Genomic DNA, 7,099 nt, shown 5'->3' with positions numbered 1-7,099 from the left:
CGAAATAGGCATGGCGGTGAAGCTTTTGATGCCGATTTCATGCGCAAAGGCAGTGTAATCGGCAACAATCTCATCAAAAACCTGCTGGCTGTAATCGACCAGATCCATCTTGTTTACGGCGAGAACGATGTTTTTGATACCGATGAGGTTGCACAAATAGCTGTGCCGCCGCGTTTGTACCAATACACCTTTGCGCGCGTCGATCATCATGATCGCAAGATCCGCGGTTGAGGCACCGGTAAACATGTTACGCGTATATTGCTCATGCCCCGGGCAATCGGCGACGATGAACTTGCGTTTCTCGGTAGCAAAAAAGCGGTAGGCGACATCAATGGTGATGCCCTGTTCGCGCTCTGCGGCAAGGCCATCAACCAGAAGTGCGAAGTCGATTTCCTGACCTTGCGTGCCGACGCGTTTGCTGTCTGCCTGTAAAGCTTCGAGCTGGTCCTCAAAGATCATTTTGCTGTCGTAAAGCAGCCGCCCGATCAACGTCGATTTACCGTCATCGACCGAGCCGCACGTGATGAAGCGCAGCAGGCTTTTATGCTGATGCGTATCGAGATAGGCGTCGATATCCTGTGCGATGAGGGCGTCAGTCTTATAGATGGTGTCCGTGTCCGACATCAGAAATAGCCCTCCTGTTTTTTCTTCTCCATACTGGCGTCACCGCCATCCTTATCGATAACGCGGCCCTGTCGTTCGCTGGTGGTGGTAAGCAGCATTTCCTGAATGACTTCGGGCAAGGTTTTGGCGTCACTTTCGACGGCGCCCGTCAACGGGAAACAGCCCAAGGTGCGGAAACGGATCGAGCGCTCAGTAATCTCAGGGCGCTTGCCCATAACCTTTTCAAGCCGTTCAATGTCGTCCGCCATGAACAATTGCCCATCGTGCACATAAGTGGGTCGCTTGGCGCTGAAATACAGCGGGACGATGGGGATATCGTTTAGATGAATATATTGCCAGATGTCGAGTTCAGTCCAGTTCGAGATCGGAAAGACACGGATGCTCTCGCTCTTGGCTTTGCGCGTATTGTAAAGGTTCCACAATTCGGGCCGCTGGTTCTTTGGGTCCCAACCGTGCGTTGCAGTGCGGAAAGAGAAGATACGTTCTTTTGCACGCGATTTTTCTTCGTCGCGCCGGGCGCCGCCAAATGCGACGTCGAAGCAATATTTGTCGAGCGCCTGCTTCAGCCCTTCGGTCTTCCACATGTCGGTGTGCAGCGGTCCGTGGTCGAACGGGTTGATACCGCGGTCCATCGCCTCTTGATTGCGATAGACCAGCAGTTCCATGCCACTTTCCTGTGCCATGCGGTCGCGCAATTTATACATTTCCTGAAACTTCCACGTAGTATCTACATGCAGCAGCGGGAAGGGCGGCGGTGAGGGATAAAACGCCTTGCGCGCGAGATGCAGCATCACCGCGCTGTCCTTACCGACGCTATACAGCATAACAGGCTTTTCCAATTCGGACACGACTTCACGCATGATGTGGATCGCTTCGGCCTCAAGCCGTTCCAGATGGGTCAGTGTGCGCGTCATAGCGGGCAGGTTCCTTTCGGTCGTTACCCCGAAACAACTGACATATGCTCTATTTGCTTGAACCTCCCATTTGGGAGGATATAGAGCGCATTATGCGCGTTGACGATGATGGACTGTTGCAAGCCTTGCACGAGGGCATGTTTGAAACGCCTCTTTGGAGCGGTTTCCTGAACAGGTTGCGCGCAAAAACTGGTGCGCGCTTTACCACCCTGATCTTCAGGCCGATTGAGGAGGAGGCGGTGGTTGAGCTGTATGCGGGCGACCCGCCGTCGACGGAGGTCCGCAAACTTTTTGCCGATGGAGAGATGCGCGATCCCTTTCCCTACCGCACAATGCGGCCCGACCGAGCCTATTCGCTCGAAGAGTTGATCGACCCAACCGACGCGCGGCAGCAGGCATACTATGAAAAGGCGATGCTTCCGCAGAGGTTGACTAAAATGCGATCGATCCGCGTCACTGAGCCGGGCGGGATTGACCTGTGGCTTGGCTGTTCGGGCGGACGCGAGATTGGATCTGCGACCGGTGCGCTGCTGACCGCGCTTGCGCCGCATTTGCGCATCGCGCTGCGCAGTTTTGCCACATTGGAACGCGAACGGTTCAGATCATCGGTGACGGGGCAGGCCTTCGACCGGCTCAAAATGGGATGGCTGTCGCTTGATGCCGGTTGCCGGATCATGGATGCGACGGACAATGTCGAACAGCTATTTCAATGGGGTACATTGCTCCGGCGCGGGCGGTACGACCGGCTGGTGCCTGCATCACCGAATATTGACCGGAAGCTGACCGCTTTGCTGAAGGATTTCGCTGTCAATCGCGATGCGCGGCCGAAGGCGTTTAACCTGAGCAAAGATCCTTGGGTCGAAATGCTGGTAACGCCTGTGCAGGCTCCCGCTTTTGCTGGCAGCCAAACCCCCGCTGCGATTGTCTATATCAGCGGCGACCGCCGCTCACAGGCTAATCGCTGCGAACAATTGGTCGACCTGTTTGGGTTGCTGCCTAGCGAAGCGCGGTTGGCATGGATGCTGGCGCAGGCAACAAGTATATCCGAGGCTGCGGATGCGCTGGGTTTGACGGTAGAGACCGCACGCAATTATTCGAAAAAAATCTACGCGAAGACTGGTGCGCGCGGGCACGCCGAACTGGTCCGGATCATCCTGACGAGCGTGCTTGCGATTAGCTAGGAATTAAACGCCGTCCCTACAGACACATTACGCTGCCGGTAAGTAGTCTCTAGTGTTTGTAAAAGGCTCTGGTCACTGGCCAAGGAGCCTTGTCACCAGCTGCAAAATTCGCCAACTTGTCTCGTGGCTGAAATCATTTACCAAAACGCGCCCGTTGCCTCCCCTGCTTTGCGCGTCCCGATGTCGCGTCGATCGATGCTTATCGCCGGCCTTTCGACCGTTGTTGAATGGTATGATTTCACACTATATCTATATTTTTCGACGGTGTTGGCACGCGTGTTCTTCGGAACTGGTCCACAGTCTATGACGGAAACGCTCGGGGGCTTTGCCATCGCTTACCTGATGCGGCCTGTCGGAGCGCTGGTTTTTGGGCATTTTGGTGATCGGCTGGGCCGGCGGTTAACGATGCTGCGTTCGATGGCTTTGATGACCATAGCGATGCTCGCAACCGCTATGTTGCCAACTTATGATCAGATCGGCCCGCTTGCTGGCTTGCTACTAATCGCACTGCGCTGTTTGATGTCATTCTCGGTTGGCGGCGAATATACCGGCGTCGTCGCTTATCTGTTGGAAGGGGCGAAAGACAGTCGTCGCGGATTGATCACCAGCTGCGCATCGGCGGCAAGCGAGATAGGCGCGCTGCTGGCGGCCGGTGCGGCGGCGCTGACCATTTGGGCTATGCCCGAAGATGCGCTTGTATCATGGGGCTGGCGCCTGCCCTTTCTGTTCGGCGCCGTGCTTGCTGGTTTGGTCCTGATAACCCGCGCAACCCTGCTAGAAACACCCGAATTCCTTAGGCAGCGTGATGCCGGCACGGTGCCGGAAAAACCCATCCGACAGACCTTGACGCGACACCGCAGCGCTATTGCACGCGGCTTTGCAATCTCGGCGCTGGGTTCAATCACATATTATGTCGGTATTACCTATGTGCCGGCGTTCCTTGATGCCACTGGCACCATGCCGGAGACACGCGCGCTGTCGATCTCTGTTCTGGCAGCGCTGACGGTAATCCTCGTGACCCCAATAATAGGGCTTGCGTCCGACCGTTTTGGTCGTCGCCCCATACTCATTGCGTTGGCACTTGGTGGCATATTACTTCCGACGGGCATGTTTGCAGTGATGGTTGGTGGTGGGGCTGCGACTTGGACGGGTGCAATTGTTTTGGCTGCACTCGGCGGCGCAGTAAGCGCAGTCGGCGCCGTCACAACTGCCGAGCAATTTCCCGGCGAGGGGAGGCTCAGCGGCCTGGCATTGGGCGCGACAACTGCAACGGCCATATTCGGCGGCCTCACACCGTTGGTGGCACATTTGTTGGTGACCAAAAGTGGATGGGCCGCTGCACCTGGCGCAATGATAGCATGTGTTGCCTTATGCGTGATCATAGTGTTTTGGCGCATGCCTGAGACCGCGCCCGCGAGAGCCAGAGCCAGAGCTTAGGCTAATTTCGCGCGCGGCAAACTTCCATATCACTGCAGTCGCAAATGTTGAAACAGGGACGGCCGATTACCTTAAGGGCGGAACGCACAAACATCGGAATTTTGTTATCCGCGTCACGTCTGACGAATAGTTGCAACGTCACCGCCACTGGTTTACGATTGTGGACGGAACGCTAAACGGGGGTGTTGCGGTTGCAGGTCACAGATCAACAGTTGGGTCACGCCATAGTCACAAAACGCCGCGGGTGGCTGATTTTGGTTGGGTTGGCCATCGTTTTGGCAGGTGCATTAATCGCTCAAAGCATTCGGACGGCGGACGGTACAACTGTTCGCGACATTCGGTTTGCCGGCACAAATGGCACGATCATGAGCGCCTTGCTGTATATCCCGAAAAACGCCACCGCTGCGACCCCGGCGCCCGGCATTCTTGCGGTCCACGGCTATATAAATTCGCGCGAGACGCAGGACGGTTTTGCTATCGAATTTGCCCGTAGAGGCTACGTCGTTTTGTCACTGGATCAGACAGGGCACGGCTATAGCCAAGGCGCCGCCTTCTCAAATGGTTTTGGTGGACCAGATGGTCTTAGATATTTGCGATCTTTACCGATGGTCGATACAAGTCAGATCGGCCTGGAAGGACATAGCATGGGCGGCTGGACGGTGCTGGCTGCGGCCGACGCCGTGCCGACAGCTTACACGTCGATGGTGCTAGAAGGATCCTCGACAGGCGCTCCTTTTGCGCAGGAAGGCTCACCCACTTGGCCGCGCAATGTCGGCATCGTTTTTAGCCGCTTTGATGAGTTCTCGAATTTGATGTGGGGCGTTGCCCGTGCGAAAGATGTCGCGTCGAGCAGCAAGCTTCAATCCGTGTTTGGTACGCAAGCTCCAGTTGTAGAAAATCGTCTATATGGTTCTATCAAGGATGGGACCGCGCGAAAGCTATATCAGCCCAATACGACCCATCCCGGCGATCATATCTCAACGACCGCCATTGGAAACGCGATCGAATGGTTTGGTGCTACGCTGGTCGGCGGTACGCAAAGACCCGCAAGCGATCAGATTTGGTATTGGAAGGAAGTTGGCACGGGCATTGGGCTTATCGGGTTCGTCATGATCCTGCTCGGAACCTTTGATGCGCTTATCCGATTGCCGATTTTTGCTTCGCTGCATGCCGCACCAATCCCAGCGGCGGTAGATCGTGATGGCGCTTGGTGGAAGGGCTTCGCGTTAAACACTGGGCTGCCTGCGTTGTTATTCTTCCCAACGTTCATTGCGGCTTATCTTCTTCTTCCCGCATCGCAATGGCTACCGCAGGCGGTGACAACGCAAATTACACTCTGGGCTGTAACCAGCGCTGGCTTGAGCCTGTTGATAGGCCGTTTCATGGGTCGCCCCGCTGGCACGCATCAATCAGACTGGCTCAAATCAATTTTGTTAGCGGTAGCGACAGTGGCAGCGGGATACGCCGCGCTTTTGCTCGTTGATCAGTTGTTCCAAACAGATTTTCGGTTTTGGGTGGTCGCGGTTAAGCTTCCCAGCTTCAGCCAATGGGGGATTGCTGCGATCTACGTTGTGCCGCTGACGCTTGCCTTTCTGGTGACTACCAGATCACTGACCAGCGCGACAGTGCGCGGTGACACGGCCGGGCTGCGGTATATCGCCGCAATATTGACACTTACGACGGGCTTCATTGTAATGCTGGCGGCAATCTACGGCGTGTTGTTTATGACCGGTTCGCTCGTCACTGCATTTGATCCTCTCAGCACGGTCATCGCGATACAGTTCGTGCCCGTACTCATTGCAGTGGCCATCATCGCGATTTTTACGTGGCAACGCACCGGCAGCCATCGTCTTGGCGGACTAATAGCCGGAATTTTGGTGACCCTATACGCCGTTGCGGGGACCGCTACGCAAATCTGATCTGCCTTGCGGTAAGACTTGTCAAGCGGGCGCATGGCGGCAATCTGCAAAACTGTTAGTGGCATAAACCCCCAAAGTTCGTTTTAGCGATATGCCCCCAAATATGCCCCCAAAAGAGACGGGCTAAGTGCGAACAAAAGGTATGCCTGAAGTTCGATAGGCACGATAAACATCAGAAAACCTAGGGTTTAGCAAAATGTCTGGGAATAACAGGGAACTGCCAAAAACGGCGGCCTGGTGCGGCCAAGAAGACTCGAACTTCCACGGGCTTTCGCCCACAACGACCTCAACGTTGCGCGTCTACCAATTCCGCCATGGCCGCACGCGCCTAGACAGGTAGGATGCGGCCCGTAGCAAAGCCCGTTGGTCCGCGCAACAAGCATTATCGTTGAGTGTTGACCAATAGGTTGTCGCAATTCGGCACTGCATTGAACTACTCGAGCCCCCGCCTGTGGGCGCGAACGAAAGGGGCATAACAAAAGCCACACCAATTTTAAAAAAATCAATGAAATATAGGTCATTGGAGGAACTTGATATTGGCCAAACAGATGGCTGTCAGAATTCCCTAATCCCGGCGCAGCAGGAACACCGCATGTTGCGCGAGCAGATTGGCAAGGCGCTCATTACGCGGCTTGTCACCTGACAGAAACCATTGGCCTTCAATCTTGATATTCCGTTCGTCCAATAAGCTACGGAAGTCGTCGATGGTCACATGGTGGATGTTGGGCGTGTCATACCAACGGTCGGGAAGCTGTTCTGTAACAGGCATCCGTCCGCCAAACATATGGGCAAAACGGATGCGCCATTGCCCGAAATTGGGGAAGGATACAAAGGCCTGCCGCCCGATGCGCACGAGGTGGTCAAGCACCAGATCCGGCCTTTTGGTTGTCTGCAGTGTCTGGCTGAGAATGGCGTAGTCAAAGCTGCCATCAGGGTAATAGGCCAAATCGATATCGGCGTCGCCCTGAACCACCGATACCCCGCGCGCGACGGCAGTGGCGACATCGCGTGCATTCAACTCCAT

Annotated in this window: 6 protein-coding genes and 1 tRNA gene; 3 read left to right on the top strand and 4 right to left on the bottom strand. The window is 55.4% G+C overall.

Annotated elements, in window-relative coordinates:
• Together ACIQ2T_RS10980 and cysD are read right to left on the bottom strand one after the other, a co-directional pair.
• Positions 1–624, bottom strand: a 624-nt coding sequence (locus tag ACIQ2T_RS10980; protein ID WP_397590842.1) for a GTP-binding protein, incomplete at its 3' end; no start/stop codon positions are given.
• Positions 624–1,547 carry a sulfate adenylyltransferase subunit CysD gene (cysD, locus tag ACIQ2T_RS10975; RefSeq protein WP_397590844.1) on the bottom strand — a complete coding sequence of 308 codons (924 nt, stop codon included), beginning with the start codon at positions 1,545–1,547 and terminating at the stop codon, positions 624–626. The genes ACIQ2T_RS10980 and cysD, both read right to left, overlap by 1 nt.
• A gap of 83 nt (positions 1,548–1,630) precedes the next feature.
• Here cysD and ACIQ2T_RS10970 point away from each other — a divergent pair, with 83 nt between their 5' ends.
• The 3 genes from ACIQ2T_RS10970 (at position 1,631) to ACIQ2T_RS10960 (ending at position 6,075) form a co-directional block, all read left to right on the top strand.
• Positions 1,631–2,719: a helix-turn-helix transcriptional regulator gene (locus ACIQ2T_RS10970; RefSeq protein WP_397590841.1), complete on the top strand. Its 1,089-nt coding sequence runs from the start codon at positions 1,631–1,633 to the stop codon at positions 2,717–2,719.
• A 180-nt stretch (positions 2,720–2,899) separates the two neighbouring features.
• Positions 2,900–4,156 carry an MFS transporter gene (locus tag ACIQ2T_RS10965; protein WP_397590843.1) on the top strand — a complete coding sequence of 419 codons (1,257 nt, stop codon included), beginning with the start codon at positions 2,900–2,902 and terminating at the stop codon, positions 4,154–4,156.
• A gap of 275 nt (positions 4,157–4,431) precedes the next feature.
• Positions 4,432–6,075: an alpha/beta hydrolase family protein gene (locus ACIQ2T_RS10960; protein WP_397590840.1), complete on the top strand. Its 1,644-nt coding sequence runs from the start codon at positions 4,432–4,434 to the stop codon at positions 6,073–6,075.
• A 235-nt stretch (positions 6,076–6,310) separates the two neighbouring features.
• Here ACIQ2T_RS10960 and ACIQ2T_RS10955 read toward each other — a convergent pair.
• Positions 6,311–6,397: transfer RNA gene (locus ACIQ2T_RS10955), tRNA-Leu, on the bottom strand.
• Between the two features lie 243 nt (positions 6,398–6,640).
• Positions 6,641–7,099: methionine biosynthesis protein MetW (locus tag ACIQ2T_RS10950; protein WP_397590839.1), on the bottom strand; the 459-nt coding region annotated here is incomplete at its 5' end.

Source organism: Sphingorhabdus sp. (assembly GCF_044357595.1).
In the GTDB taxonomy this organism is placed as follows: domain Bacteria; phylum Pseudomonadota; class Alphaproteobacteria; order Sphingomonadales; family Sphingomonadaceae; genus Sphingorhabdus_B.
Note: the sequence above shows the minus strand (reverse complement) of the source record. Positions and strands in the feature narration are given on the sequence as shown.

What these genes read in the sequence shown, in the direction of transcription:
- ACIQ2T_RS10965 (WP_397590843.1), top strand. Translation starts at nt 2,900, where the DNA reads ATGTCGCGTCGATCGATGCTTATCGCCGGCCTTTCGACCGTTGTTGAA.
- ACIQ2T_RS10970 (WP_397590841.1), top strand. Translation starts at nt 1,631, where the DNA reads ATGCGCGTTGACGATGATGGACTGTTGCAAGCCTTGCACGAGGGCATG.